The sequence below is a fragment of the Microbacterium sp. ZW CA_36 genome, assembly GCF_044987475.1.
Lineage (GTDB): Bacteria > Actinomycetota > Actinomycetes > Actinomycetales > Microbacteriaceae > Microbacterium.
Genome location: NZ_JBJDRL010000004.1, coordinates 1 through 25064, shown reverse-complemented (window position 1 = coordinate 25064; position 25064 = coordinate 1). Strand labels below are relative to the sequence as shown.

Here is a 25064-nt window from a genome sequence, read left to right as displayed (position 1 = left end):
ACGTGGAAGCGATGAGCGATCGCGCCGACTCCCCCACCGCACGGGACGTGCTGTGGCGCTTCGGCCCCATGGTCTACGGCCCGACCGTGCTCTTCGCGCTCGGCGAGGGCGCCGTCATCCCGCTCATCCCGGTCATCGCCGCCCAGCTCGGGGCGGATGTCGCGACCGCCGCCCTCGTGGCCTCGGCGCTCGTCGTCGGCCAGCTGTGCGGCAACATCCCCGCCGGCTGGGCGGTCGCCCGCATCGGAGAACGGCTCACCATGGCGATCGCCGGCCTGGTCTCGCTCGCCGGAATCGTGGGCATGGCGCTCGCGCCGTCGCTCGGCATCTTCGCCATCGCCGTGTTCCTCATCGGCTTCTGCGCGGCGGCATTCGGCCTGGCGCGCCACTCGTTCATGACGACGCGTGTGCCGCTGTCGTTCCGCGCCCGCGCGCTGTCGCTGCTCGGCGGCACGTTCCGGCTGGGCATGTTCGTCGGCCCGTTCATCGCCGCCGGCCTCCTCGCGGTCTTCGGCGACGAGCACGCCACGATCTGGTTCTTCGGCGGGTGCCTGGTGGCCACGGTGCTGCTGGTGGTCTTCGGTCCTGACCCCGAGACGCAGTTCCTCGAGCCCTCGACCGCCGAGGACGACGCCGTCGCCGCAGAAGACACCGGCGAGCCCGTCACCGGGTCGATTCCCCTCCGCCGCGCTCAGGGGTCGCCATCGACGACGGCGCCGAGCGATGGGTCCGATCCGGGCACCGGCGTGCTGCGGACGATGTGGCGCCATCGCCGCGTGCTGTCGACACTCGGCCTGGCCGCGGCATCCCTCTCCGCCGTGCGCTCGGCGCGGCAGGTCGTGCTCCCGCTGTGGGGAGTCTCGCTCGGGCTCGACGCGCAGACCATCGCCCTCGTCGTGGGCATCTCGGGTGCGATCGACTTCGCGCTGTTCTATGCCAGCGGCCAGGTCATGGACCGCTTCGGGCGCCTGTGGGCCGCCCTGCCGGCCATGATCCTGATGGGCGCGGGGTTCATCGCCCTCGCTTTCACCCACGATCTGCCGCAGGCGGCGATGTGGTTCGCCATGTTCGCCGCCGTCCTCGGCGTCGGCAACGGGTTGTCGAGCGGGATCCTGCTCACCCTCGGCGCCGACGTCGCCCCGCGTTCCGACCCGGCGGCGTTCCTCGGCTCGTGGCGCACGCTCACCGACGCCGGCGGGGCGGTCGCGCCGCTGCTCGTGTCGGCCATCGCCGCGGCGGCGTCGCTGGCCGTCGCAACCGGAGCCATGGGTGTGATCGGACTCGTCGGCGCATTCGCCTTCGTGCGCTGGGTGCCGCGGTACGTGCCCCGGACGCGCCCATGACCGATGTCGTGCGGTTCTGCCGCAGCCGCAGCGCCGGCCGTCGCTGCACGCGTCCGCTCGGCCACGCGGGGCTGCACCGGCACCGCACGATCATGTGGACGGATGCCGGAGCCGACCCGGCGCGCTGCCCGGGCTCCGGCGAGCGCGGCACGCCCGCGGCCACCCTCGCCGACGGATTCCCCGACGGTCGCGCGCTCTGCCCGGTGTGTCATCGGTTCGTCGAGCTCGACGGGGACAGCAGGCTGGTCCCCCACGACACGTCGGACGACGGCGAGCCGGATGCCGTGATCCGCCGCCGTCGAGAGTGGTTCAACACTCTCGGCTGGTAGCGACGTCGGCGCGGTTCCGCGTCAGACCCAGGATCTGCGCACGGCCTCCGCGCCCAGCTGCATGCGCGTGGTGACGCCGGCGGTGTCCATGAGCTCGGCGACCCGGCGCTGCACAGTCCGCAGCGAGATGCCGAGCTGCGACGCGGCCGCGGCATCCGTCACTCCCAGCAGGAGAAGGCGCAGCAGATCGCGGTCCACCTCCTCCGTCGTCGGCGTCGCGGCGATCGGCAGGAACTCCGTGGCCGCCCGCCAGTAGTCCTCGAAGATCGAGGTCACCAGGTCGAGCAGGCCGCTCGGGTGGATGAGCAGGGCACCGAAACCCTCGTCCGCGCCCTGCGAGTGCATCGGCACCAGCGCCATCTGGTCGTCGGCGATGAACATCCGCGTCGGCAGGGTGGGCAGCACCCGGATCTCCTCGCCGATCTGCGCCATCTCGCGCGCAGCGGTCAGGAAGCCCGGCCGTTCCAGTACGGCGCTCTCGACGATGACGCGGTAGCGCACGCCTCGCGCGAGCGCCCGGTCCTCCTCGACGTTGTCCTCGCCGCTCACCAGCGCGATCTCGTGCAGCACCAGCACGCGCACCTGGTCGATCGAGGCGGCCTGCAGCTGCGCCACCCGCTGCCGCACGGCGTCGTCGCCGATGACGACATCCACCACGTCCGCCACGCTGCGCTGTTCTACCGAGCGACGGTACAGATCGCTCAATTCGACCAGCGCCTCGTGCGCGCGAGTCAGCCCCCGCTCGCGCTCGAGCAGCAGCGGACGCAGCGAGATGGAGGGTGGGGACGCCACGAACCGGTCACTGCTCGATGCCTGGCGCGCGAGCAGCCCGAGGCGCTCCAGCTCGATCACCATCGGCCGCACGCGCGGGAGCGACATGCTGAGCGCCGCGGCGATCTCGGTCATCGACGCCGAGGGCTGCTGGAGCACGCTCCGATAGACCGCGGTGTGGGCCGAATCGAGGCCGAGCGCATCGAGCACGGTGTTCTCCCCCATGCGCTCATCGTCACCCGCCGAGCGTGGCGGATGCAGGCCATGGCGTCTCTCCGCCACCCACTTTAGGCGAGTGGACGGCGAAGGTGGGGGGACACGGATCCCCACACCGAGAGGCTCGCGCATGTCACGAACCCAGCCCATCGGCCGCCGCCTGCGCCCGATCGTCGCCGCCACCAGCGGTCTGGCGATCGGGATCGCAGGCATCGGCCTTGCGACGATGCCGGCGGCGGCCACCCCCACACCGCCCGCCGCACCCTCCGCCGGAGCGACGGCCGGCCAGGCACATACCGTCACCCTCATCACCGGTGACCGCGTCACCGTTACGGATATGTCGGACGGCACCCACACCGTCTCCGTCGACACGGCTGTCGACGGCGCCGGCGTGCAGACGTACGAAGTGGGCGACGACCTGCACGTCGTGCCCCAGGGCGCGATGCCCTATCTCGCCTCGGGCGCCCTCGACGAGGACCTGTTCAACGTGTCGCTGCTGATCGAGTACGGCTACGACGACGCCTCGATGGACGCCACCCCGGTCATCGTCGAGCACGACGCCGCGGCTGCGCGCTCGTTCGCGGCACCTGTCCCCGGCCTGGAGGTCACCGCGCCGCTCGAGAGCATCGGCGGCGCGGCGGCGACGCTCGGCCACGACGACGCCGCGGCCGCGTGGCAGTCGCTCACCGCGTCCTCGGCCCGCGCGTTCGCGGCCACGCCGACTCTCGCCGACGGCATCGAGGCCATCCACCTCGACGGCAAGGTGCGCTCCACGCTCGACTCGAGCGTTCCCTACATCGACACCCCTGCCGCGTGGGCCCAGGGCTACACCGGTGAGGGCGTCACGGTCGCCGTGCTCGACACCGGCATCGACGACACCCATCCCGACCTGCAGGGCCACATCCTCGACGGCTCGACGAGCTTCGTGCCCGGCGAGGAGGTCGCCTCGGACCCCAACGGCCACGGCACGCACGTCGCCTCCACGATCGCGGGCACCGGCGCCGCGTCGGAGGGCACCCACCGCGGTGTCGCCGACGGCGCCGACCTGCTCATCGGCAAGGTGCTCGGCGCGGACGGCTATGGCCAGGACTCGTGGATCATCGAGGCGATGGAGTGGGCGGGCCAGAACGCTCCGATCGTGTCGATGAGCCTGGGTTCGCAGTCGCCGTCCGACGGCAAGGACCTGATGGCCGAGTCGCTCAACCAGATCGCCGAGGAGACCGGCGCGCTGTTCGTGGTCGCCGCGGGCAACGCCGGTTCCCCCGAGTCCATCGGCGCCCCGGGCTCCGCCGAGCAGGCGTTCACCGTCGGATCGGTGGACGACCCGTCGGGCGACCTCTCCTACTTCACGAGCCAGGGCCCCCTCTCACGCTCGGGGGCGCTGAAGCCGAACGTCACCGGTCCCGGCAGCGAGGTCACGGCTGCGCGTTCCGCCGACAGCGGCGGTGAGGGCTCGTACATCACCATGAGCGGCACTTCGATGGCCACACCGCACGTCGCGGGCGCCGCGGCGATCCTGCTCGGCGCGAACCCCGAGCTCACGACCGCGCAGCTGAAGGCGGCGCTCGCGAGCACCGCGACCGACCTCGGCTACACCTCGTACCAGGGCGGCACCGGTGTCATCGACGTCGACGCCGCGCTCAACGCGCCGGTCGTCGCCTCTGGTTCGGGCGACTTCGGCATGCTCATGTGGGGCGAGGAGCCGACCCCCGTCGAGCGCACCGTCGAGTACACCAACCGCACGGATGCCGAGATCAGCGTCGCTCTCGAGGCGACGCTGACCGACACGACGCCGGGCGGTGGCGGGGACCCCGGTCCGCTGTCGGACGGCATCGCGTTCGACGCTCTGACGATCGACACCGACAGCCTCACCATCCCCGCCGGAGGCACCGCAGCGGTCACGATGACGGTGGACCCGGCCAAGGTGCCCGCAGGCACGCAGCTTTCGGGCGCGCTGACCGGCTCGGTCGACGGCGAGGCCGTCACGCGGACCGCGCTCGGCACGATCGCCGAGGCCGAGCGCTACGACCTCACCATCACGGCCACCGGCTTCGACGGCCAGCCCGTCAGCGTCTACGCACTGCTGTGGGATGCCGCCGCGCAGTGGGCCGAGCCGGTTCTCGTCGAAGGCGAGACGACGCTGCGCCTCATGAAGGGCGACTACACGGTGATGTCCTATATGGAGATCAACCGCACCGCCGACACCATGGCAACCGTGCTCGCCGGCGACCCCAAGCTGACCCTCACGAAGGACGCGACAGTCGCCCTGGACGCCCGCCACGCGAAGGAGGTCACGGTCGACGCGGGCCGTGACGACCTCGAGCAGTCCTTCGGCCGCATGGACTTCCACGCCGACGACTTCTCGGCGAGCGCGATCATGCCGGTGCTCACAGACGAGATGTGGGCGCAGCCCATGAAGGTCGACGACGCCGAGTTCTCCCTCACGACGCGCTGGCGGCTCTGGGAGCCGATGCTCGCGGTAACGGCGGGCAAGAAGCCGCTCGACGTGATCCTGCAGGTCGGATCCACGTTCCTGGACGGCGAGATCAAAGCGGCGGCGGTCGATGCCGGCACCGGCACCGTCGACGAGTTCGCTGCCATCGACGTCAGGAACAGGGTCGCGGTCGTGACCCTGTCCGGCCAGGTCTCGCCCGGGCAGGCCGCGGCGAACGCGGCTGCGGCGGGCGCGAAGTTGATGATCCTCCTCAATGACGCGGACGGCGACCTGAGCACCTGGGTCGGCTCGGACGACTTCACAACCGACGCCCCGATCGCGGTCGCCGCGATCAGCGGCGTCGAGGGCCGTCAGCTCCTCGCCGACATGGCGAAGAAGAAGGTCACGGTGAGGGCCGTCGGCGACTCGTACCCGGACGTGGTCTACGACATCGCCCGATACAGCGACGGCGAGATCCCGACCGACCTCGCGTACGCGCCGGAGAACCTGACGCGCATCGACACGACGTACCACGGCCAGAAGGAGCTCATGGGCGAATTCCGGTACGACTTCGTGCCTGGTGCGCAGTACGGCTCGGGCTACTTCATGCGCGCCGAGCGCGGCACCGTGCGCGAGGAGTGGGTCAACACCGACGATCTGCGCTGGAACCAGGGCGTCGGCGTCGAGTCCGTCCGCTGGGAGATGCGCGACAAGCTGCGCACCTACGAGCCGGGCCAGCGGCTCGAGGTCGAGTACTTCGGCGGCATCGTTCGCCCGTACGTCGCGACCGGCTACTGGGTTCCGTATCGCATCTCGGACTACGCGCAGGTGAACATCCCCAGCTGGGCGGACGGCGGCGACCCCGAGCACACCGGCACGTTCGACACCTGGATGGAGCCCTCCACCGTGCACCAGACCGCGGACGTCTACATCGACGGTCAGCTGGTCAAGCAGGCCGAGCACCAGGGCGTCAACGTGTGGGACCTCCCCGACGGCGAGCAGGAATGGCGCGTGGTGAGCACCGCGACGCACGACGGGACGCACCTCGAGGGATCGACGAAGACGGTGAGCGACTGGACCTTCCGCTCCGAGGGCAAGCTGGGCGACTGGACCAACCGGCTGCTGCCGATGATCCAGGCCTTCTACGACGTCGACGTCAACGCCGGCAACCTCGTGGGCGAGGACCGCCGCAAGGGATCCCGCATCCCGCTCGGTCTCGAACTCGGCCACGTCGCCGGCACCGCCCCCGCCGGCGCCATCACCGACGCGACACTCGAGGCCCGCACCGCGGGCGGCGAGTGGGTGCCGGTCACGCTGCAGACGGCGAAGACGGATGCCCCGACCGGTGCCGTCGAGGGCGACGGCGACGTCTTCGTCACCAGCCGCGCCTGGGTCAGCGGGTTCACCGCGCAGATCCCGGTGTCGGACAAGGGCGGCTGGGTCGACCTGCGCGTGACGGCGAAGGATGCCGCGGGCAACACGTTCTCGCAGGAGATCGAGAAGGCCTTCCAGGCGACTCCCGCCAAGGGCGTGCGCTGACGTAGAGCACGCACAAGAGGCCCGGTCGCTTGGCGACCGGGCCTCTTGTGCGTCCGCCGAAGCTCACCACATCACGCCGACGAGGTGAGCGAACACGTCCTCCGGATCGTTGTCGAGACCGCGCCGCGCGAACCAGGTCGACACGTTCACGACGTCGCGGTAGAGGAAGTCGAGCCCCTGCGGGTTGGCGACGACGTCGACGATCTGCGGCAGGTCGATCACGACGATGTGCCCCTCGTGGTCGAGCAGGTTGTACGGCGACAGGTCGCCGTGCGCGAAGCCCGCTCGTGCGAAGGCCTCGAGAATGCCGACGACCTGCTCGAAGGCATCCCTCAGTTCCTCTCCGTGCAGCCGGCTCTGAGCGAGCCGGGGCGCCGCAGCGCGGCCGTCGCCGACGAACTCCATGAGCACCTCGGTGTCGCTCACCTGCACCGGGTACGGCACGGGAACCCCGGCCTGCCAGGCGCGGCACAGCGCGTCGAACTCGCTGACCGCCCAGTGCCCGGCAGCCACGGAGCGGCCGTACGCCGATTTGCGGCCCACCGCGCGGGCGTCGCGGGTGTTGCGCATCGTGCGGCCCTCTTCGTAGCTGCCCGAACGGTGGAAGTCGCTGTGGTGAGAGGTGCGGTACCGCTTGGCTGCGAGGAGGACTCCGGCTGTGCCCGGAACGGCGCGCTCGATGAGGTGCACGTCGGCTTCCTTGCCGGTCTTGACGATGCCGAGCTCGGTGTCGAACGCCCCCGATGCGGTCACGAGCCAGTGCGGGTGCGGCAGGGGGCCGCGTTGAGTGGGTGAAGAAGCCGGCCAGGTGGACCAGCGCTGATCGGCGCCGGGCTCGAGCTCCGGCGGAAGGACGGATGCGGACGCGTCGAGGCGTACGGATGACATCGGTTGGACACTCCAGGGTGGGAGGCCGCCGATATCAGTGGGTGCGGGCGACCTCGAGGGAAGGGATGTGGACACAGGGCGTGACGAAGACAGCCATCGTGGTCCTCCTTCCGATCGGGGTGCCGCGGCACCGACTCGCCTCACTGTAGCGGAGCGAGGGTCCGGCATCCATCACGATTTCGGATGTCCTACCGGTCACCCCTGTGGGACTAGCGCAGCGCCGTGCGACTCGTCGCGGTCGCCTCGAGCGCCACACCGTCGGGCACGAACACGGTGACGATGGGCGGATGCCACTGCCCGGCGACCGTGACACGCGCCGAGACGCCGTCGGGAGTCGCCGCCGAAACGAGCCGCGCATCCTCTCCGATCTGGCCCACCATCGCCGCAGCTGCCTGGTGCACACCGGCATCGGTCAGCGTCGCGAGGGGCTCACCGCTGACGATGGAGAGCTCGAAGCCGTCGGCGGCGGCAAGAGCCGCGGCATCCGCCACCGCGTCGAGCTGCTTCTGGGCGAGGTAGAGGCTGGTCGCGGCGGTGCCGACGAGGATCACCGCGATCGCGAGCACCGCGTAGCCGAGGGTCAGGATCAGCACGCTGCCCTCGTCGTCGCCCAGCGGGTCGCGATCGCGTGCGCACGCCCGCAGCCCGGCCCTCATCGCTCGCTCCAGAATCGCGAGACCTTGTGCACGGCCGCCGCCTCTATCGGTATAGCCGCGATACGGTCGAGGTCGAGCACCGGCGGCACGAGCGGCAGCGCCACCACCGTCCGGACGCTCACGTGCAGAGTCGCGCCGGCGCGCGGGCAGGTCGTCCCCACGGGCGTGCACTCGATCGACAGGTCGACGTCGTCGAGCCCGTACTCGTCGGAGACGGCGGCGATCACGGCATCGGCGCGGGCGCGGGCGTCCTCCGCGTCGACCGCTGTCGACACGGCCCGCGCGACATGGCGGGCCGCGGCCTCGGCGCCGAGGCTCTGACCTTGGATGAGTCCCAGCGACACCACCAGGTACACCAGGGGCACGAGGAGCAGCAGTCCCACCAGGATGAACTCGAGCGCCGCGGAGCCTGCTTCGGAGTCATCGGACGCCGTCGGCGGGCTCTGCCCGTCGCGGCTCGACCTCACACCGGCCCTCGCATCGACGGTGCCGCCGCGGCGGCACCCCGCCCCTCGGGCCTCAGTCGAACGACTCGACAGGCGCATGCGCCGTCACCTCCAGCAGGCGCGGCGCGCCGAGCAAGCCGATCAGCGGCAGCGTCGCGGCGACGCGGATCTCGACGGTCTCCTGACCGAGTGCCGACGTCTCCCCCACGGCGACATCGGCGGCGTACTCGCCGCCGATCGTGCGGCTGACGATCTCGCGCGTGCGGCGTGCGCCTTCTTCGAGCGTCGTGTCGGCGAGCGCGGCGTGGTAGGCGCCCTCGACGGCCGCGTCGTGCACGACGTTGCGCACGTACACCGCGAGTCCGAACTGCAGCACGCCGAGTGTCAGAACAGTGAGGAGCGTGCCGACGAGGACGAACTCCACCGGGCTCGCACCGGCGTCGTCGCACACGTCCGCGGCGACCCGCGAGCGCACGACCCGCATCGTCCTGGCCACGGACCGGTGCACGGCGTCAGAGCCCGGAGACGCGGCTGATGGCCTGCTCGAACAGATCGGCGAGCGCGGGGCCGGCCATGGCCCAGATCACGACGACCAGTCCCGCGGTCATGAGCGTGATCAGGACCCACCCGGGCACGTCACCCCGCTCGTCGTCCGCGAGGTCGTCCCACGTGCCGCGAAGCCGAGCCGTGAGGCGCTGCATCCGTGCTTTCATCATTTCTCCTTCCGGCCGATCAGCCGAGTCCGAGTCGAAGCATGAAGATCCCGGGGAACACCGCGAACAGGACGCTCAGCGGCAGGATCAGGAACACGAGCGGAATGAGCATGTAGATCTCCTTCCGGCCCGCGCGTTCGATGAGCGCGCGCTTGGCGTCCTCACGCGCGTCGAGCGCCTGCGCCTGAAGCACATGCGCCAGCGGGGCGCCGCGTTCGATGGCGGCGACGAGCTGGTCGATGGCACGGGTCAGCGCCGGGATCTCGAGTCCCGCGGCCAGCCGCGTCAGCGATTCCGACAGCGGCGAACCCGTGCCGACGGCGATCACGACACCGCGCAGCTCGCTGGTGAGCTCCCCCGCGCCGACCTCGCTCACACGCCGGAGCGAGTCCAGGATGCCCTCGCCTGCCGACAGGCAGAGCGCGAGGAACTCCAGCACCGTGGGGAGCTCCTCCTCGATCCGCGCGGCGCGCGCCTGAGCGGCGTGAGTGAGCCAGGCGTCGTAGCCGAGCGCGGCCGCGACCGCCGCGACGGGCGGCAGGAGGCCGAGGACGGGTGATCCGCGTCCGGCGAGCACCAGGACGACCACGACACCGCCGCCGACCCCGAGGCCCGCGATCGCCCAGCCGAGCTGACGACTGCGGAATCGTGCGGCATCGATCGTCCAGGCTGCGCGGTGCAGGCGTCGTGCCAGGATTGCGTCACCGCCGGCCAGACGCGCAAACCGCCCGCGCGCGAACGCGGACCAGGCGAGTGGAGATCCGCCACCCGGGGCCACGACATCGAGACCGCGTGGGTCTGTCACATCGCGGATGTACGGCGCGATCCGTCGGGCCAGGCTCGGCGCGCCCCATCGCGGCGCGAGCGAGATCAGCAGGCACACGCCCACCCCGAGGGCGGTGCCGAGCACGACGGCGAAGGCGAGGTCGCTCATCCCGGTGGCGATCACCCGAACCACCTCCGCGGTTCGGGAAGGCGCCCCAGCCGGATCATGAGCCGGTACGCGACCAGAGACACCGCCGCACCGACAAGGATCAGCACGATGCCGCCGGGGCTGCCGTACGCGCGGGCTCCCTCCGGACGCATCGCCAGCAGGGCCAGGATCACCCAGGGTGCGACCACACCGAGCACCGCCGCTCCGCGGATCCACGACTGCCGCGATTCGACTTCGGCACGCAGGGCCGCGTCCGCGCGCACCGAGCCGGCAAGCGCCCGCAGCACCGAGGTGAGCTCGGTGCCACCCACCTGCCGTGCCATCCGCAGCGTTTCGACGATGCGGTCGGCGACGGGATCGGCGAGGCTGATCTTGAGCCGCTGGATGCTGGAGTCGAAGTGACCCGACGCCGACATGTCGCGGGCGAACCCCGCGAATGCCGGCCGCAGCTCGGCGGGTGCGGAATCGGCGAGGCTCGCCACCGCGTCAGGAAGCGACATCCCCGCCCGCACCGAAGCGATGAGCAGATCGCACACGTCGGGCCAGAGCCCGCGCCGCGTGCGCAGGAGCTTCGAACGCCGCGCACGCAGCCACGCGAACGGGGCGATCGCTCCCGCGACCGCCGCAACGAGGGCCAGCGCGGCCACCGGTGCCACGAGCCACGCGATCGCGGCCGCGACCACAGCGCACACACCCGCCACCACCGCGACCGAGGCGACCGAGGTGCGGGGCATCCCCGCGTCTTCGAGCAGGCGGGCGATCCGGCCGCGGCGGGCCGTGCCGGGGCGACGGCGGAAGTCCGCGGGCCACAGCCACGGTGACAGCACCAGCAGGACCCCGGCTGCCAGCACCGCACCCCAGACGAACGTCACAGGGCGTCCGCCCGGTAGAGCGTGCGAGCCGTGATGACGGAGTCCGCCACACCGGTCGGTGCCACGATCTCCACGACGCGCCGCGCTCCCCCGGCGTCCCGCTCGCAGTGCGCGACGAGGTGGACGGATGCCGCGACCGCCGGCTGCACGAAGCTCGCGTCGATGTTGCGCCCCGCGAGCAGCGGCAGCGCGGCCAGCTTGCCGAGCGCCTCGCGCGCCGAGTTCGCGTGGATGGTCGCCGCACCAGGCACGCCGGTGTTGAGCGCCAGCAGGAGGTCGAGCGCCTCGGCGTCGCGCACCTCTCCGACGACCAGACGGTCGGGACGCATGCGAAGCGCCTCTTTGACGAGACGCCGCAGCGTGACTTCGCCCGTCCCTTCGAGGCTGGGCTGGCGTCCCTGCAGCGAGACGAGGTCGGGTGCCGCGACGGCGAGCTCGAACGTCTCCTCCACCGTCACGATGCGATGCTCCGGCGGGCACGCCGCGATGAGCGCGCCCAGCAGCGTCGTCTTGCCCGCGTGCGTCGCACCCGAGACGAGGACCGACTGCCCGGCGATCATCGCATCGCGCAGCAGTGCGGCGGCCCGGGGAGCGATCGATCCCGCGGCGACCAGGCGACCGAGGTCGCGGTACGCCGGCAGGAACTTGCGGATGTTGACCGCCCAGTGGCGCCGCGTGATGTCGGGGATGACGACGTGCAGGCGGCTGCCATCGGGCAGCGAGGCGTCGACGAAGGGCTGGCTCAGATCGACGCGCCGACCACTGGACTGCAGCATCCGCTCGACGAGGTCTCGCACGGCGGTGTCGGTCAGCATCAGCGGCACCCGCTCTGCGACTCCCGCCCGCGCGACGAAGATGCGATCAGGAGCATTGATCCAGACCTCCTCGACGGTCGGATCGTCGAGGTACGCCTGCAGCGGCCCGAACCCGGCGACGGCGGCGAGCACCTCCCGCACGCAGGCCGTCTCGTCGTCGACCGGCGCCAGCCCGCGCGCCAGGGCGAAGTCGTTGTGCCGGCGCACCTCGGCGCGCGCGACCTGCGCCGCGAACTCCGGGTCGCGGGTCGGATCCGACCGTTCGGCGCGCAGTCTCTCGCGCACCCGCTCGGCCACGAGGGTCGCGACGGGAGCGCTCGAGGAGGTCACTTCAGCATCCTCGCAATTCGGCCCGGAGCCAGCCGAAAGTTATCCACAGATGCGGTCGCCGCGACCGAGGGGCAGGATGGAGGCACCGATGAAAGGACGACGATGATGACCAAGACGGAACTGGCCCCGGCGGCGAAGGCGGGCCTGGGCGTTCTGGGCCTCGTGCAGGTGGCGTTCGCGTTCCTGGCGTTCTGGGATCTCTCCCACCGCGACGCGGACGACGTGCGCGGACCGAAGGCGGCGTGGATCCCCGCGATCCTCGTGAACTGGATCGGACCGGCGAGCTACTTCCTGTTCGGCATCCGCCGCTGATCTCCTCCGCGAAACGGGGGGTCAGCCCCACAGCCGACTCCCGGTCCCCTCAGTAGACTGAGAGCCACTTGCGGGAGTGGTGAAATCGGCAGACACGCAGGATTTAGGTTCCTGTGCCTTCGGGCGTGTGGGTTCAAGTCCCACCTTCCGCACGCGAGTTCTCGCATCCTCCGCCGACTGACGACGGGAAACCACCGTGCACGCTGTTCCTTCCGCGCTGATCCCCTGGCTGGATCCGGCCGCCATCATCGAATGGGCGGGCCCCTGGGCGCTCGTCGCCGTGTGCTTCATCGTCTTCGCCGAGACGGGCCTGCTCATCGGATTCCTTCTCCCCGGCGACACGCTCCTCGTCATCTCAGGCCTGCTGTCGCATCCGCAGTCGTATGCGCCGAACGGCGTGTTCGGCATCAGCGTGTGGTGGGTGGCGCTGTTGATCGGTCTTGCCGCATTCCTCGGCGGGGAGGTGGGCTACTACATCGGTCACAAGGGCGGCCCGGCGGTCTTCGAGAAGAAGGAATCCGGTCTGTTCAGCGTCAAGAACGTCGAGCGCACGAACGCGTTCTTCGAGCGGTTCGGCGGACTCACCATCATCCTGGCCCGCTTCGTGCCGATCGTGCGCACCTTCGCCCCGGTCGCCGCGGGCGTCGGGCACATGAACAAGTGGAAGTACACGCTCTACAACTTCATCGGCGCGGTGCTGTGGGGCTTCGGCCTCACGATGTTCGGCTACGCCATCGGGTTCATCCCGCCGGTCGCCACCTTCGTCGAGAACTACATCGACCTGATCCTGCTCGCCGCGGTCGGCGGCACGGCGCTTGTGACGCTGTGGCACTACTTCCGCGAGCGCAGCAAGGCGAAGAAGGCCGCCGCGGCGGGTGAGGACGTCGTCACCGACCACAGCGAGGCCGAGGCGCTCGTGCTCGATCCCGAGGTGTTCGATCGCGGCCCCGAGCACCACGAGGATGGCGCCCCGAAGGCCTGACCCGGAGGCTACCCGCGACTCGGACCGTCAGGAGGCCTTCTTCTTGGCGGCGGGCTTCTTCGCGGACGACTTCGCCGCGGGCTTCTTGGCGGGTGCTTTCGCCGCCGGCTCGTCGTCGGCCCCGGCATCCTTCTTGTCCGACGCCTTCGATCCGCCGCCTTCGCGAGCCGCACGGGACTTCTCAACGCTGGCACGCAGCGCCGCCATGAGGTCGATGACCTCGCCGCCTGCCTCTTCTTCCTCCTGCTCGCCGAAGGTCTCGGTGGTGTCCAGCGCGTCGCCCTTCTCGAGCTTCGCCTCGATCAGGGTGCGCAGCTCCTGCTGGTACTCGTCGGTGAACTCCTCGGGGTCGAAGTCGCTCGAGAAGCTCTCGACGAGGGATGCCGACAGCTCGAGTTCCTTGGCCGAGATCCGCACGCTCTCATCCAGCGCCGGGAACGCCGCTTCGCGAACCTCGTCGGCCCAGAGCAGGGTCTGCAGCACGAGGACCTCGCCGCGCACGCGCAAGGCCGCCAGCCGGGTCTTCTGTCGCAGCGAGAACCGGACGATCGCGGTCCGGTCGGTCTGCTCCAGCGTCTTGCGCAGCAGCACATACGCCTTCGGCGACGCGGAATCCGGTTCGAGGTAGTACGCGCGATCGAGCGTCAGGAGGTCGATCTGCTCGCTCGGCACGAACTCGACGACATCGATCTCGCGGCTCTTCTCCGCTGGGAGCGACGCCAAGTCGTCCTTGGTGAGCACGACCGTCTTCTCGCCGTCGTCGTACGCCTTGTCGATGTCGGAGTACGGCACCACCTCGCCGTCGACCTCGCACACCCGTTGGTAGCGGATGCGACCGCCGTCCTTGTTGTGCACCTGATGCAGAGAGACGTCGTGGTCCTCTGTCGCCGAGTACACCTTCACCGGCACGTTGACGAGTCCGAACGTCAGTGCACCCTTCCAGATCGCTCTCACCACACCAGTGAACACCAGTGCGCCGACACCGGGCCACCCCTTGCGCCTCTCGTCGCCGATACTCTGTGGCCATGGCGGGAGAGGAGCAGCTCGTGCGCATCGGCGGCCGGCGCCTGCGCATCACCAACCTCGACAAGGTGCTCTATCCCGAGACGGGCACCACCAAGGGCGAGGTCATCGACTACTACTCGCGCATCGGCGAGGTGCTGATCCCCCATGTCATCGGGCGTCCCGTGACCCGCAAGCGCTGGCCGGACGGCGTCGGCACCGAGGAGGACCCCGGCATGGTCTTCTTCGCGAAGGACCTCGAGCGCGGTGCTCCGTCGTGGGTGAAGCGGATGCCGATCCCCCACTCCACCGGCACCAAGGAGTATCCGCTGGTCGGCGACATCCCGACGCTCGTCTACCTCGCGCAGGTGGCGAGCCTCGAGCTGCACGTGCCGCAGTGGCGCTTCGCGCCCGACGGCGGACGTGGGCCCGCCGACCGCCTCGTGCTCGACCTCGATCCCGGCCCCGGCGTGGGCCTGCCGGAGTGCGCCGTGGTCGCCGGCTGGGCACGCGGCATCCTGGTCGGCATGGGACTCGAGCCGTACCCGGTGACCAGCGGCAGCAAGGGCATCCACCTGTACACCGCGCTGCCGCCCGGCCAGTCGACCGAGCAGGCGTCCGCGCTCGCGAACGAACTCGCCCGCGCGATCGAGGCGGATCACCGCGACCTCGTCGTCAGCAGCATGAAGAAGAGCGAGCGCCACGGCAAGGTGCTCATCGACTGGAGCCAGAACAACGGGTCGAAGACGACGATCGCGCCGTACTCGCTGCGCGGCCGCGCACACCCCACGGTCGCCGCGCCGCGTACGTGGGACGAGCTCGCCGACCCGCAGCTGCGCCACCTCGATTTCACGGAGGTGCTCGAGCGGATCGAGTCCATCGGCGATCCGATGGCGGCGCTCGGCTTCCACGCCGGCGGGCGCGAGGCCGAGTCCGGACCCCTGTCGGCCTACATCTCCAAGCGCAGCGCGCAGCGCACCCCCGAGCCGGTGCCCGCCAATCCGCTGGGGTCCACCCCGTCGAGTGATCGGCCGCGCTTCGTGATCCAGGAGCATCACGCGAGCCGCCTGCACTGGGACTTCCGGCTCGAGCGCGACGGCGTGCTGGTGAGCTGGGCGGTCCCCCGCGGTGTCCCGCATTCGTACAAGCGGAACAACCTCGCCGTCATGACCGAGGATCACCCGATGGAGTACGCGAGCTTCGAGGGCACGATCCCCGCGGATGAGTACGGTGGCGGCACCGTGACGATCTGGGACGACGGCCGCTACGACCTCGAGAAGTGGCGCGAGGACGAGATCATCGCGACCCTCGAGGGGCGGCCGGGCGGGCCGCTCGGACGCGTGCGTCTCGCGCTCATCCGCACCGAGGGCGAGGGCGAGAAGTCGAGCTGGCTGCTGCACCGGATGAAGACGGATGCCGACGGCCGGCCGCAGCCGGACGGCACGGTCGTGGAGCCCACTCCCCAAGCCGACGAGCCCCACAGCCCGGCGCAGCGAGCGGCGTCCCGGTCCCCGCGCCGAGGCGAGGAGCCTCCCCGAAAAGGGCATGTGAGTTCCGGTTCACACACCACCACCGAACCCGACGTGAGTTCCGGTTCACACACCACCACCGAACCCCAGGTGAATTCCGGTTCACACACCACCACCGAACCCCACGTGAATTCCGGTTCACACACCACCACCGAACCCCACGTGAATTCCGGTTCACACACCACCACCGAACCCCACGTGAATTCCGGTTCACACACCACCACCGAACCCCAGGTGAGTTCCGGTTCACACACCAGCATCGAACCCCGGTCAGGCCCCGATTCCCTGCCTCAGTCCCGTGTGAACCGGAAGTTCAATGACGTTTCGCAGGGTGTGTCGACAGTCCCGATGGCCGACCTCCGACCGATGCTCGCCTCGTCCGCGACTCCGGGAACGGCTCGTGCGGCGGCCCGTGCGTGGGCTGCGAAAGACGGCACCGGCGAGACCTGGGTCGAGATGAAATGGGACGGGATCCGCGCCGTCGGTGTGTGGGACGGTCAGCGGCTGCGGCTCTTCGCGCGCAGCGGCAACGAGGTGACCCATCGGTATCCCGAGCTGACGGCGGTGGACGCCGGCCTCGGCGACGAGCTCGCAGTGCTCGATGGCGAGCTGGTCGCGCTCGAGCCCGATGGTCGTCCCAGCTTTCCACTGCTGCAGACCCGGATGAACCTCGAGCGCGCGGGCGACATCGCCCGAGAAGCCCGACGGACGCCCGTGCGCTACTACCTGTTCGACGTCCTCTCGCACGACGGCGACGACCTCGCCGACCTTCCGCTGCGCGAACGGCGCGACGTGCTCGAAGCGGTGGCGGCGGCATCCGTCGACGCGATCGTTATCCCGCCGGTTTTCGACGACGTCGATGCGGCGCTCGACACGAGCATCCAACTGCGACTCGAGGGGATCGTCGTCAAGGATCCCGGCTCGCGGTACCTGCGCGGAGGCAGGTCCGAGTCATGGCTGAAGGTCAAGATCACCCGCACGCAGGAGGTGGTGATCGCGGGCATCCGCCCCGGGAAAGGCGCTCGCAGGAACACCTTCGGGTCTTTGCTGCTCGGCATCCCGGACGAGGCGGGCCTGCGCTATGCGGGTCGCGTCGGCTCCGGCTTCAGCGACTCGACCCTCGCGACCCTCATGAAGAAGCTGCTGCCGCTGCGCACCGACGCCAATCCGCTCGTGGGCGTGCCGCCGCTCGATGCCCGCGATGCCCTGTGGGTCCGGCCGGCGCTCGTCGGCGAAGTCGAGTACGGCGAGTTCACCCCCGGCGGCATCCTCCGCCACCCGAGGTGGCGCGGCCTCCGCCCCGACAAGAGCCCCGACGAGGTGCGGCGCGAGGACTGAGCGCCTCCTGTCGCTGAGCGGGTTGCCGGGCTCTGGACAGGCGCCGGCGAGATGATGAGGAGCGCTCAGGCGTGCGCGTCGTGCTCGACGTGACCGGCGGGCTCGAGCTGGAACGTGGAGTGCTCGACGTCGAAATGCTGCGACAGACAGCTCTGCAGCCCGCTGAGGATCCCGGCCGCCCGGCCGTCGGCGAGGGCCGCGTCTTCCACCACGACGTGGGCGGTGAACACCGGCGCGCCGCGGGTCAGCTGCCACACGTGGACGTCGTGCACGGCGACGACACCCGGGGTGGCGAGGATGTGGTCGCGGATCTCGGTGACATGCGTGCCCTCGGGGGCCGATTCGGCGAGCACCGACACGACTTCGCGGAGCAGCCCGATCGCGCGCGGCACGATCATCGCCGCGATGAGCAGCGACGCGATCGCGTCGGCCTGATCCCACCCCGTCGTGATGACGACGATCGCTGCGACGATCACGGCGGCCGAGCCGAAGAGATCGCCGAGCACCTCCAGATAGGCACCGCGGACGTTGATGCTGTGCCGCTGCGCCGCGCTGAGCAGCCACATGGCGACAGCGTTCGCGACGAGCCCGACGACGGCGATCGCCAGCATCAGACCGCCGGCGATCTCGGCCTCGCCGGGGTCCAGCAGTCGCGAGATGCCTTCGAACGCGACCCACGCCGAGAGCACGATGAGGATGATCGCGTTGACCAGGGCGCCGAACACCTCGGCGCGCTGATAGCCGAACGTTCGGCGGTCGTTGGCCGGGCGGGCGGCGACGGTGCTCGCGACGAGCGCGATCACGAGGGCTGCGGCATCCGTGAACATGTGAGCCGCGTCCGCGAAGAGCGCGAGGGATCCCGACAGCGCCGCGCCGACGATCTGCACCACCATCACGGTGGAGGTGATCGCGAGCGAGACGCCGAGGAGACGGCGGTTGCCGGCCCCGCGGATCCCGGTCGGCGCGTGATCGTGCATGCGCCCAGGCTAAGCCCGAGCGGCGGCGCCGGCCGCCGTTCCGGCTAGTCGGGAATGATCGTGATTCTCAGTCGCAGCCCGCCCTGGCGCGGCTCACAGCTCCGCGAGCAGCGGTGCGAGCGCCTCGAACGCGCGTGCGCGGTGGGATGCGGTGTTCTTCTCGAGCGAAGTCCACTCGCCGACGGTCCGCTCGGTGTCGGCCTCCTGGCCGTCCGGGATGAAGATCGGGTCGTAGCCGAAGCCGCCCTCACCCGATGCCGCCGTGGCGAGGCGTCCGGGCCATACGCCCTCCACGACGCTCTCGCGTGACGCGTCGCCGGGCACGACGAACGCGATCGTCGAGACGAACTGCGCCGTGCGGTGCGGATCCCGGATGTCGGAGAGCTGGTCCAGCAGCAGGTTGAGGTTCGCCGCGGCATCCTTCGCGTGCCCTGCCCAGTAGGCGGAGAACACGCCGGGCGCACCGCCGAGCACGTCGACGCAGATGCCGGAATCGTCCGCGAGCGCGGGAAGGCCCGTGTGCTCGGCCGCCGCGCGGGCCTTGATCAGCGCGTTCTCGGCGAAGGTGACGCCGTCCTCGACCGGCTCGGGGCCGTCGTAGGCGACCACGACGAGGTCCGGGCGCGTGGCCGCCACGATCGCCTGGAACTCCTCGACCTTGTGACGGTTGTGGGTCGCGAGCACGATCTGGCTCAGGGCTCCGGCGACGTCGGTACCCGCGGCCGCCGTCTCCGCCTCCACCTCGGCGATCGCCTCCGCCATGTCGTCGGGGTGAGCGGTCACGCCGCGCCCTCGGCCGTTCCCTCGCCGAGCGCGGCGAGCTGGTGGGCGCGCAGATCCGCGCAGCCGTTGACGCCGAGTTCGAGGAGGGCGTCGAGCTCCCGCTTGTCGAACGGCGCACCCTCGGCGGTGCCCTGCACCTCGACGAACAGTCCACGACCGGTCACCACGATGTTCATGTCGGTCTCGGCGCGGACATCCTCGACGTAGGCCAGGTCCAGCATCGGCTCGCCGTCGATGATGCCGACCGACACGGCCGACACCGAGTCGAAGAGCACCTGCGCCTTCTGGCCGATGAACTTCTTGCGGCGGCCCCACTCGATGGCGTCGGCGAGCGCGACGTACGCGCCGGTGATCGCGGCCGTGCGCGTTCCGCCGTCGGCCTGCAGGACGTCGCAGTCGATGACGATGGTGTTCTCACCGAGTGCCTTCGTGTCGACGACGGCGCGGAGCGCGCGGCCGATCAGCCGGGAGATCTCGTGGGTGCGGCCGCCGATCTTGCCCTTGACGCTCTCGCGGTCGTTGCGGTCGTTCGTGGCGCGCGGCAGCATCGCGTACTCGGCGGTGATCCAGCCCTTGCCCTTGCCGTTGAGCCATCGCGGCACGCCGTTCGTGAACGACGCCGTGCAGAGCACCTTCGTGTTCCCGAACGAGATGAGCGCCGAACCCTCGGCCTGGCTCGACCAGCCCCGCTCGATCGTGACGGGACGCAGCTGGTCGACGGTGCGGCCGTCGGCACGGGTGATATCGGTCATTTCTCTCCTCTGACGGTACGGATGCCTCAGCCGAGGCGGGTCGGCAGATCGATGGCGCCGGTCTGGACCAGTCGCACGGAGCTGACCTCGCGGCCCATCAGCCGGTGCGCGAGGCGCAGGAACTCGTCGGCGGACGCGCCGGTGGCTTCGTAGACGTGCTGGGGCTCGGCATCCGGACCCGCGAGCAGGTCACGGGAGACCAGCTGACGGTAGACGTCCTTCGCGGTCTCGGTGTCGCTCGACACGAGACTGACGTCGGGTCCCATCACGTAGCTGATCGCGCCCTCGAGGAACGGGTAGTGCGTGCAGCCGAGGACGAGGGTGTCGACGCCGGCGTGGCGGAGCGGTGCGAGGTACTCCTCGGCGACCGCGAGCACCTCGGGCGAGCCGGTGACGCCGGCCTCGACGAACTCCACGAAACGGGGGCACGCCTGGGCGAACACCGTCAGCTGCTCGTTGACGCCGAGCATGTCCTGGTACGCCCCCGACGAGATCGTGCCGGCCGTGCCGATGACGCCGACACGGCCGTTGCGGGTCGTCGACATCGCGGTGCGCACCGCGGGGTTGATCACCTCGACGACCGGCACGTCGTACCGCTCGCGGGCGTCGCGCAGCATGGCAGCCGACGCGGTGTTGCAGGCGATGACGAGCATCTTCACGCCCTGCGCCACCAGCTCGTCGAGCACCTCGAGCGCGTAGCGGCGGACATCCGCGATCGGCTTCGGGCCGTACGGCGAACGCGCCGTGTCGCCGATGTAGAGGATCGACTCCTGGGGAAGCAGCGCCGAGACGGCCCGTGCGACGGTGAGACCGCCGACTCCGGAGTCGAAGATTCCGATCGGCGCGTCGTTCACGATGCCCCAGCCTACGCCAGGCGCTCACTAGGCTGGCCCGCATGACCCACGGGCACGCTTCGCGAGGGGGCGCCTCGACCGCCCTGCTGACCGACCGCTACGAGCTCACGATGGTCGACGCGGCCCTGCGCGACGGCACCGCCGAGCGCCGCTGCGTCTTCGAGCTGTTCGGCCGGCGACTGTCGGCCGGACGACGGTTCGGCGTGGTCGCCGGCACGGGCAGGCTGCTGTCGCTGATCCGCGATTTCCGCTTCGACCACGAAGAACTGCGGTTCCTGCGCGACGAGAAGGTGGTGGATGCCGCCACCCTCGACTTCCTGGAGGGCTACCGGTTCACCGGCTCGATCACCGGCTATCGCGAGGGTGAGCTCTACTTCCCGGGCTCCCCCATCCTCACCGTCGAGGGCACGTTCGCCGAGGCCGTCGTGCTCGAGACACTGGCGCTGAGCGTGCTCAACCACGACTCCGCCATCGCCACCGCCGCCGCCCGCATGAGCGTCGCCGCCGGCGACCGGCCCCTTGCCGAGATGGGCTCCCGGCGGGCGGGCGAGAGGTCGGCCGTCGCCGCGGCCCGCGCGGCATACATCGTCGGGTTCGCCGCGACCTCGAACCTCGAGGCAGGACGCCGCTGGGGCATCCCCACGATGGGCACCGCCGCGCACTCGTGGACACTCCTGCACGACACCGAAGAGGACGCCTTCCGCGCGCAGATCGATGCGCTGGGAGTCGGCACGACGCTCCTCGTCGACACCTATGACATCCGCCGCGGTGTGGAGACGGCCGTGCGGATCGCGGGGACCGGCCTCGGCGGCGTGCGCATCGACTCGGGCGATCTGCCCACGGTGGCCGCCGAGGTGCGCGCGCAGCTCGACGAGCTGGGCGCGACCGGCACCCGGATCACGGTGACCAGCGATCTCGACGAGTACGCGATCGCCGCGCTCGCGGCCTCCCCCGTCGATGCGTACGGCGTGGGCACGTCGGTGGTGACGGGGTCCGGCACGCCGACCGCCGGCATGGTCTACAAGCTCGTCGCGCGTCAGGACTCCGACGGCGGGTGGGTCGGCGTGGCGAAGGCCTCGACCGACAAGGGATCGAAGGGCGGCCGCAAGGCGGCGTTCCGCACGCTGGACGAAGGCACGGCCACGAGCGAGCTCATCGTCGTGTCGGATGGCTTCGAAGCGCTCGACACCGCCGCGTCGCACCCGGCGGCGCGTGCGCTGCAGGTTCCGCTGGTGACCGACGGCGAACCGGATGCCGCGTTCGAAGGGACGGCCGGCGTCGAGGCCGCCCGTGCACATCACGCCCGGGTGCGCGAGGAGCTTCCGGTGCGCGCTCTCGCGCTCAGTCGCTCCGACCCGGCCATCCCGACGGTCTACGCCGACGCGTCCGAAGCCGCGGCGATCGCTCAGCCGACTGTGGCGTCAGGCGCCGAGTGACTCGTAGATCTCTTTGCAGGTCGGGCAGACCGGGAACTTCTCGGGATCGCGACCCGGCGTCCACTTCTTGCCGCACAGTGCCCGCACCGGCTTGCCGGTGATCGCCGACTCGAGGATCTTGTCCTTCTTGACGTAGTGCGAGAAGCGCTCGTGGTCACCCGGTTCGATGTTCTCTTCTTTGAGGAGCTCTTCGAGCTCGCGATCGAGGGTCGCGATGCCGCCCTGATCAGGGCTGTCCAGCGGGGTGCTCATGGTCTGCCAGTGTAGTCGGGGCCGACCCCCGCCGGGCCGGTCCTGGCGACTCGGAGTTCGTCGAACGGGCCGGCGTCAGGTCGACTCGGCGAACTCCATCAGCCGTCCACCACGACGCTCGAACGCGATCGAGCCGACGGTGACGCCGACGACGAGCACGCCGAACCCGATGGCAAGGCCGCCCCACAGCGCCATGTCGGTGGCCTCCGGGTCGCCATGGAGGGCGAGCCAGCCGCACCAGAGCACCGGCGCCGAGAGAACCAGGGCCCCGAGCATCACCGAGCCCTGCGCCAGCGCACCCACAGCGGTCGTGCGCTGCGGCTGCTGGAAGGGGCTCTCGCCGGGGCGCGACACCGCGTAGGGAGCGACGACCGACGAGATGCTCGACAGGCCGAGACCCGACAGGAAGAGCGCGGCGCAGACGCCGGTGAGAGCCGGCAGCACCGCCCATCGCCCGTGCAGCGAGGTCGCCACCGGGATGGCCACCGCCAGCAGCGGCACGCCCACGAGCAGCACGGGCACCAGGCGACCGACGCGGTCCGACACACCCCGCACGCCGCTCGCGATGTGCATCCACACCGCCGTGGAGTCGTACGCGACGTCGTCGTGCGGCAGCCAGCCGAGGAAGAGCGCGGCGAACGGCACCGGCACGAGCGCCACGAGCTCGGGCGGCACACCGGCGATGAGCAGCGGCACGACGGTGATGGCCGCCGCGAACGGGATCACCAGGCCGTTGACCACGTACCGGCGATCGCCGAACCAGTACATGAGACTGCGCGCCGCGATCGCGCCGCCGGGCGTCCCCGGTGCCACGCCGAACCATCCGAGGCCGCCGCGCGCGCGGCCGGTCGTGGGCCGCTCGGTCGTGGTCAGGAGCCGTCTGACGGCCCACGCCCACAGCAGCGCCAGCACGACCACCGTCCCGACGGCGATGAGAGCCGGCATCCACACGTCGCCGCCGACCGCCGCCATCCCCGGAAGTGCCCACGCGGCGCCGAGCGGTGTGAGCGCCAGCGCGTCCACGGCCTCGAGAAGCTGTGTCGGCACGGTGCCCTGCCATTCGAGCGACGCGAGGAACACCCCGACCGGGACGACCACCACGAGCACCACGAGCACGAACACGCCCGACAGCTCACGCGAACGCCGGTCGCGCAGGAACAGGGACGCCAGCGCCATGCACACGCGCGCCAGCAGTGCGCAGGTCAGGACGCCGAGGAGCACGCTCACGACTCCGACGGCGACGGGCACGCCGTGGTCTGCCCACACGATCGCGGCGCAGACCGCCACGGCGAGGAGGACCAGGATCGGCACGCTGATGAGTCCGGCGACGGCGAGCACGAAGGCGAGACCGCCGCGCGGCAGACCGAACAGCGCGAACCGCCGCGGATCCAGCGGATCGTCGACGGCTCCGAAGAGCGGGGCGAGCGCGAAGCCCAGGGTGACCGCCGAGCCGCCGAGGACGGTGACGGCCAGCGCCTCCTCGGTGGCGGCATCCCGCAGCGTCAGGAGTCCCCAGCAGGCCGCGACCGTCGCCGCGACCAGGAGCAGCAGCGCGCCCACCACGCGGACGACGTGCCCCGCGTCCCCGCGGAGTGCGCCGAACAGCAGTGCGATCCTCAGTCGGAGAACGTGTGCAGCCACTCGAGACCCTCCACGTCGCTGAGGCCTCCGGCGAGTTCGACGAAACGCTGCTCCAGCGTCAGCTCGCCGCGCACCTCGGCGACGGTGCCCTCGGCGAGCACCTGGCCGGCGACGATGACCGCCACACGCGTGCAGACGCGCTCGACGAGGTCCATGCCGTGGCTGGACAGGATCACCGTGCCGCCGTGGGCGACGTACGTCGAGAGGATGTCCAGGATGATCGCGCTCGAGACCGGGTCGACGGCCTCGAACGGCTCGTCCAGGACGAGCAGGCGCGGAGAGTGGATGAGTGCGCCGGCGAGCATGACCTTCTTGAGCATGCCGGCGGAATAGTCCGACACGCTGCGGCCGAGGGCGTCCTCGAGGTCGAATGCGCGTGCGAGGTCGGCCGTGCGACTCTCGACGACCGCGGGAGGCAGCTTCCGCAGCACCCCGTAGTAGTAGAGGAGCTGACGCCCCGTCAGCCGGTCGAACGTGCGCAGTCGATCCGGCAGCACCCCCATCAGTCGCTTGACGGCCAGCGGCTTGGCCGCGGCATCCACTCCGCCGATGTGGATCGTGCCGCGATCCGGTTCGAGCAGACCGGCGATCATCGAGAGCGTGGTGGTCTTGCCTGCTCCGTTCGGCCCCACGAGGCCGTAGAACGTGCCGGCGGGGACGGTGAGGTCGATGCCGTCGACCGCGTGGGTGCTGCCGAAGCGCTTTGTGACGCCGCGGAGGACGAGCGCATCGCCGGCGGCCGCGGGAACTGGCGGCGTGTCGAGGAGGACGGATGCCGCGGCCGGCGCCCCGTCGACGGCAGACGTGGTGTCCGCCGCGGCGTGCGCGGGAAGCAGCGTCCGTGTCGGCTCGACCTCGGGCTCGGCCACCGGCTCGGGAGCCACGGGGGCAGGCGCCGCGGGCGCGATCGCCACCGGGGC

24 protein-coding genes and 1 tRNA gene are annotated in these 25064 nt (G+C 70.7%); 8 read left to right on the top strand and 17 right to left on the bottom strand.

Annotated elements, in window-relative coordinates; all coding sequences use genetic code 11:
* Nucleotides 1-11 precede the first annotated feature (11 nt).
* Nucleotides 12-1343: an MFS transporter gene (locus tag ACI3KX_RS03620; RefSeq protein ID WP_363357113.1), complete on the top strand. Its 1332-nt coding sequence runs from the start codon at nucleotides 12-14 to the stop codon at nucleotides 1341-1343.
* Nucleotides 1340-1672 (top strand): hypothetical protein, encoded by a 333-nt coding sequence (locus tag ACI3KX_RS03615; RefSeq protein WP_404907773.1) that lies wholly within the window; start codon nucleotides 1340-1342, stop codon nucleotides 1670-1672. The genes ACI3KX_RS03620 and ACI3KX_RS03615 overlap by 4 nt, the downstream gene beginning before the upstream one ends.
* A gap of 21 nt (nucleotides 1673-1693) precedes the next feature.
* Here ACI3KX_RS03615 and ACI3KX_RS03610 read toward each other — a convergent pair whose 3' ends face one another.
* Nucleotides 1694-2668 carry a transcriptional regulator TrmB gene (locus tag ACI3KX_RS03610; protein ID WP_349427175.1) on the bottom strand — a complete coding sequence of 325 codons (975 nt, stop codon included), beginning with the start codon at nucleotides 2666-2668 and terminating at the stop codon, nucleotides 1694-1696.
* A gap of 121 nt (nucleotides 2669-2789) precedes the next feature.
* Here ACI3KX_RS03610 and ACI3KX_RS03605 point away from each other — a divergent pair, with 121 nt between their 5' ends.
* Nucleotides 2790-6632, top strand: a complete 3843-nt coding sequence (locus tag ACI3KX_RS03605) for a S8 family serine peptidase (RefSeq protein ID WP_404907770.1) — start codon at nucleotides 2790-2792, stop codon at nucleotides 6630-6632.
* 63 nt (nucleotides 6633-6695) lie between these two features.
* Here the strand turns inward: ACI3KX_RS03605 and ACI3KX_RS03600 are convergent, their stop codons facing one another.
* The 8 genes from ACI3KX_RS03600 to ACI3KX_RS03565 form a co-directional block, all read right to left on the bottom strand.
* Nucleotides 6696-7520, bottom strand: coding sequence for a serine protein kinase RIO (locus ACI3KX_RS03600; protein ID WP_404907768.1), 825 nt, complete (start codon nucleotides 7518-7520; stop codon nucleotides 6696-6698).
* 209 nt (nucleotides 7521-7729) lie between these two features.
* The gene (locus ACI3KX_RS03595) at nucleotides 7730-8176 is read right to left on the bottom strand and encodes a pilus assembly protein TadG-related protein (protein ID WP_404907766.1); all 447 of its coding nucleotides are present in this window, start codon (nucleotides 8174-8176) and stop codon (nucleotides 7730-7732) included.
* Nucleotides 8173-8643 carry a TadE family protein gene (locus tag ACI3KX_RS03590; RefSeq protein WP_404907764.1) on the bottom strand — a complete coding sequence of 157 codons (471 nt, stop codon included), beginning with the start codon at nucleotides 8641-8643 and terminating at the stop codon, nucleotides 8173-8175. The genes ACI3KX_RS03595 and ACI3KX_RS03590 overlap by 4 nt, the downstream gene beginning before the upstream one ends.
* A 52-nt stretch (nucleotides 8644-8695) precedes the next feature.
* The gene (locus tag ACI3KX_RS03585) at nucleotides 8696-9106 is read right to left on the bottom strand and encodes a TadE/TadG family type IV pilus assembly protein (RefSeq protein ID WP_349428946.1); all 411 of its coding nucleotides are present in this window, start codon (nucleotides 9104-9106) and stop codon (nucleotides 8696-8698) included.
* A 28-nt stretch (nucleotides 9107-9134) separates the two neighbouring features.
* The gene (locus tag ACI3KX_RS03580; protein ID WP_349428945.1) at nucleotides 9135-9323 is read right to left on the bottom strand and encodes a hypothetical protein; all 189 of its coding nucleotides are present in this window, start codon (nucleotides 9321-9323) and stop codon (nucleotides 9135-9137) included.
* A 31-nt stretch (nucleotides 9324-9354) separates the two neighbouring features.
* Nucleotides 9355-10284 carry a type II secretion system F family protein gene (locus tag ACI3KX_RS03575; RefSeq protein WP_404907762.1) on the bottom strand — a complete coding sequence of 310 codons (930 nt, stop codon included), beginning with the start codon at nucleotides 10282-10284 and terminating at the stop codon, nucleotides 9355-9357.
* A complete protein-coding gene (locus ACI3KX_RS03570) occupies nucleotides 10281-11141 on the bottom strand; it encodes a type II secretion system F family protein (RefSeq protein ID WP_363357107.1) in 861 nt (286 codons plus the stop codon). The genes ACI3KX_RS03575 and ACI3KX_RS03570 overlap by 4 nt, the downstream gene beginning before the upstream one ends.
* The gene (locus tag ACI3KX_RS03565; protein ID WP_404907760.1) at nucleotides 11138-12286 is read right to left on the bottom strand and encodes a CpaF family protein; all 1149 of its coding nucleotides are present in this window, start codon (nucleotides 12284-12286) and stop codon (nucleotides 11138-11140) included. Before ACI3KX_RS03565 ends, ACI3KX_RS03570 begins: the two co-directional genes overlap by 4 nt.
* Before the next feature lie 105 nt (nucleotides 12287-12391).
* Between ACI3KX_RS03565 and ACI3KX_RS03560 the strand changes: the two genes are divergently transcribed.
* From ACI3KX_RS03560 to ACI3KX_RS03550, 3 genes are all read left to right on the top strand, one after another.
* Nucleotides 12392-12598 carry a PLDc N-terminal domain-containing protein gene (locus ACI3KX_RS03560; protein WP_349427167.1) on the top strand — a complete coding sequence of 69 codons (207 nt, stop codon included), beginning with the start codon at nucleotides 12392-12394 and terminating at the stop codon, nucleotides 12596-12598.
* A 70-nt stretch (nucleotides 12599-12668) separates the two neighbouring features.
* Nucleotides 12669-12750: transfer RNA gene (locus ACI3KX_RS03555), tRNA-Leu, on the top strand.
* Nucleotides 12751-12794: 44 nt separating this feature from the next.
* On the top strand, nucleotides 12795-13580 hold the full coding sequence (locus tag ACI3KX_RS03550; RefSeq protein WP_349427166.1) for a VTT domain-containing protein: 786 nt from the start codon (nucleotides 12795-12797) through the stop codon (nucleotides 13578-13580).
* A gap of 27 nt (nucleotides 13581-13607) precedes the next feature.
* Here ACI3KX_RS03550 and ACI3KX_RS03545 read toward each other — a convergent pair whose 3' ends face one another.
* Complete coding sequence (locus tag ACI3KX_RS03545) at nucleotides 13608-14534, bottom strand: Ku protein (RefSeq protein ID WP_349427165.1); 927 nt, start codon at nucleotides 14532-14534, stop codon at nucleotides 13608-13610.
* A 71-nt stretch (nucleotides 14535-14605) separates the two neighbouring features.
* On the opposite strand from ACI3KX_RS03545, the gene ligD reads away from it, so the two are divergent.
* Nucleotides 14606-17449 carry a non-homologous end-joining DNA ligase gene (gene ligD / locus ACI3KX_RS03540; protein WP_404907756.1) on the top strand — a complete coding sequence of 948 codons (2844 nt, stop codon included), beginning with the start codon at nucleotides 14606-14608 and terminating at the stop codon, nucleotides 17447-17449.
* A gap of 65 nt (nucleotides 17450-17514) precedes the next feature.
* Here the strand turns inward: ligD and ACI3KX_RS03535 are convergent, their stop codons facing one another.
* From ACI3KX_RS03535 to murI, 4 genes are all read right to left on the bottom strand, one after another.
* Nucleotides 17515-18426 carry a cation diffusion facilitator family transporter gene (locus ACI3KX_RS03535; RefSeq protein ID WP_404907755.1) on the bottom strand — a complete coding sequence of 304 codons (912 nt, stop codon included), beginning with the start codon at nucleotides 18424-18426 and terminating at the stop codon, nucleotides 17515-17517.
* A gap of 93 nt (nucleotides 18427-18519) precedes the next feature.
* Entirely contained in the window at nucleotides 18520-19122 is a 603-nt protein-coding gene (rdgB, locus tag ACI3KX_RS03530; protein WP_404907894.1) for an RdgB/HAM1 family non-canonical purine NTP pyrophosphatase, read from the bottom strand.
* Nucleotides 19123-19205: 83 nt separating this feature from the next.
* Nucleotides 19206-19961: a ribonuclease PH gene (gene rph / locus ACI3KX_RS03525; protein ID WP_404907752.1), complete on the bottom strand. Its 756-nt coding sequence runs from the start codon at nucleotides 19959-19961 to the stop codon at nucleotides 19206-19208.
* Between the two features lie 26 nt (nucleotides 19962-19987).
* Nucleotides 19988-20815 (bottom strand): glutamate racemase, encoded by an 828-nt coding sequence (gene murI, locus ACI3KX_RS03520; protein WP_363357102.1) that lies wholly within the window; start codon nucleotides 20813-20815, stop codon nucleotides 19988-19990.
* Between the two features lie 41 nt (nucleotides 20816-20856).
* Between murI and ACI3KX_RS03515 the strand changes: the two genes are divergently transcribed.
* A complete protein-coding gene (locus tag ACI3KX_RS03515; RefSeq protein WP_404907751.1) occupies nucleotides 20857-22251 on the top strand; it encodes a nicotinate phosphoribosyltransferase in 1395 nt (464 codons plus the stop codon).
* Here the strand turns inward: ACI3KX_RS03515 and ACI3KX_RS03510 are convergent.
* The 3 genes from ACI3KX_RS03510 to ACI3KX_RS03500 all read right to left on the bottom strand — a co-directional run.
* The gene (locus ACI3KX_RS03510) at nucleotides 22237-22503 is read right to left on the bottom strand and encodes a DUF3039 domain-containing protein (RefSeq protein ID WP_163617487.1); all 267 of its coding nucleotides are present in this window, start codon (nucleotides 22501-22503) and stop codon (nucleotides 22237-22239) included. The genes ACI3KX_RS03515 and ACI3KX_RS03510 overlap by 15 nt on opposite strands.
* A 75-nt stretch (nucleotides 22504-22578) precedes the next feature.
* Complete coding sequence (locus ACI3KX_RS03505; protein ID WP_404907747.1) at nucleotides 22579-24144, bottom strand: hypothetical protein; 1566 nt, start codon at nucleotides 24142-24144, stop codon at nucleotides 22579-22581.
* On the bottom strand, nucleotides 24120-25064 hold a 945-nt coding region (locus ACI3KX_RS03500), incomplete at its 5' end, for an ABC transporter ATP-binding protein (RefSeq protein ID WP_404907746.1). The genes ACI3KX_RS03500 and ACI3KX_RS03505, both read right to left, overlap by 25 nt.

Excerpts from the sequence above, each read along its gene's own strand:
- ACI3KX_RS03620 (WP_363357113.1), top strand. The coding sequence starts at position 12 with ATGAGCGATCGCGCCGACTCCCCCACCGCACGGGACGTGCTGTGGCGC.
- ACI3KX_RS03615 (WP_404907773.1), top strand. The coding sequence starts at position 1,340 with ATGACCGATGTCGTGCGGTTCTGCCGCAGCCGCAGCGCCGGCCGTCGC.
- ACI3KX_RS03610 (WP_349427175.1), bottom strand. The coding sequence starts at position 2,668 with ATGGGGGAGAACACCGTGCTCGATGCGCTCGGCCTCGATTCGGCCCAC.
- ACI3KX_RS03605 (WP_404907770.1), top strand. The coding sequence starts at position 2,790 with ATGTCACGAACCCAGCCCATCGGCCGCCGCCTGCGCCCGATCGTCGCC.
- ACI3KX_RS03600 (WP_404907768.1), bottom strand. The coding sequence starts at position 7,520 with ATGTCATCCGTACGCCTCGACGCGTCCGCATCCGTCCTTCCGCCGGAG.
- ACI3KX_RS03595 (WP_404907766.1), bottom strand. The coding sequence starts at position 8,176 with ATGAGGGCCGGGCTGCGGGCGTGCGCACGCGATCGCGACCCGCTGGGC.
- ACI3KX_RS03585 (WP_349428946.1), bottom strand. The coding sequence starts at position 9,106 with ATGCGGGTCGTGCGCTCGCGGGTCGCCGCGGACGTGTGCGACGACGCC.
- ACI3KX_RS03580 (WP_349428945.1), bottom strand. The coding sequence starts at position 9,323 with ATGCAGCGCCTCACGGCTCGGCTTCGCGGCACGTGGGACGACCTCGCG.
- ACI3KX_RS03560 (WP_349427167.1), top strand. The coding sequence starts at position 12,392 with ATGACCAAGACGGAACTGGCCCCGGCGGCGAAGGCGGGCCTGGGCGTT.
- ligD (WP_404907756.1), top strand. The coding sequence starts at position 14,606 with ATGGCGGGAGAGGAGCAGCTCGTGCGCATCGGCGGCCGGCGCCTGCGC.
- ACI3KX_RS03535 (WP_404907755.1), bottom strand. The coding sequence starts at position 18,426 with ATGCACGATCACGCGCCGACCGGGATCCGCGGGGCCGGCAACCGCCGT.
- rph (WP_404907752.1), bottom strand. The coding sequence starts at position 19,961 with ATGACCGATATCACCCGTGCCGACGGCCGCACCGTCGACCAGCTGCGT.
- ACI3KX_RS03515 (WP_404907751.1), top strand. The coding sequence starts at position 20,857 with ATGACCCACGGGCACGCTTCGCGAGGGGGCGCCTCGACCGCCCTGCTG.
- ACI3KX_RS03510 (WP_163617487.1), bottom strand. The coding sequence starts at position 22,503 with ATGAGCACCCCGCTGGACAGCCCTGATCAGGGCGGCATCGCGACCCTC.